Origin of the sequence: Mycobacterium sp. E1386 (genome assembly GCF_001672745.1) — a bacterium.
GTDB lineage: Bacteria > Actinomycetota > Actinomycetes > Mycobacteriales > Mycobacteriaceae > Mycobacterium.
In genome coordinates, this window is sequence record NZ_LZKH01000061.1 from 1 (window position 1) to 757 (window position 757).

Genomic DNA, 757 nt, shown 5'->3' on the forward strand with positions numbered 1-757 from the left:
CACCAACTCATTGCTCGTGACCACGGCGAACACCAATGCGACGAGCCCGACCAGGGCCAGTACCAGCGCAATGATCAGCATCGGTCATCCTCCCAGCGGCGAGCGGGACAGCCAGTTCGTGTGCAGGTCCAGTGTGCCAACCGCGCAGCTTGGCGAGTGTCCGGCACGCCTGTGAGGCTAGTTGTTACCCCGATTGAATTGGTCGAATCCGCCTGCTTCGGCGCTGGAGTCGACGGGCGCCGCCGATCCGCGCTGGCCGAGCTCCTCCAACTGCGATTCCAGGTACGTCTTGAGCCGGGTCCGGTACTCGCGTTCGAAGGTGCGCAGCTGCTCGAGCCGGCCTTCCAGGACGGTGCGCTGCTGGTTGATCGTGCCCATGATCTCGGAGTGCTTGCGTTCGGCGTCGGCCTGCAGGGCGTCGGCCTTCTCCTGGGCCTGGCGCAGCTGGGTTTCAGAGCGGGTTTGCGCATCGGCGAGCATCGCGTCGGCGCGCTGCCGGGCGTCGGCGACCGTGGTCTCGGCGGTCTGGCGCGCCTCGGTGAGAATCTGGTCGGCGTTGGCACGGGCGTCGGCCAGCATCTTGTCCGACTCGGCCTTGGCCGTGCTGGTCAGGCGGTCGGCGGTGTCCTGCGCCAGGCTCAAGACCCGCGCGGCCTTCATGGCCTGTTCCTCGTTGCTCGCCGCGGAAGCCGCGGGGGCGGCGGGGGCGGCGACCGGCGCCGCCTTCGGCGCGGGCTCCGGCTCGGGGACGGGGATC

The 757-nt window shown here is 69.4% G+C and carries 1 protein-coding gene and 1 pseudogene; both read right to left on the bottom strand.

The window, feature by feature from the left end; genetic code table 11:
- Positions 1-81: pseudogene (locus A5709_RS28730) on the bottom strand (hypothetical protein); the annotation flags it as partial.
- A 96-nt stretch (positions 82-177) separates the two neighbouring features.
- Positions 178-757, bottom strand: a 580-nt coding sequence (locus A5709_RS06820; protein WP_068119018.1) for a DivIVA domain-containing protein, incomplete at its 5' end; no start/stop codon positions are given.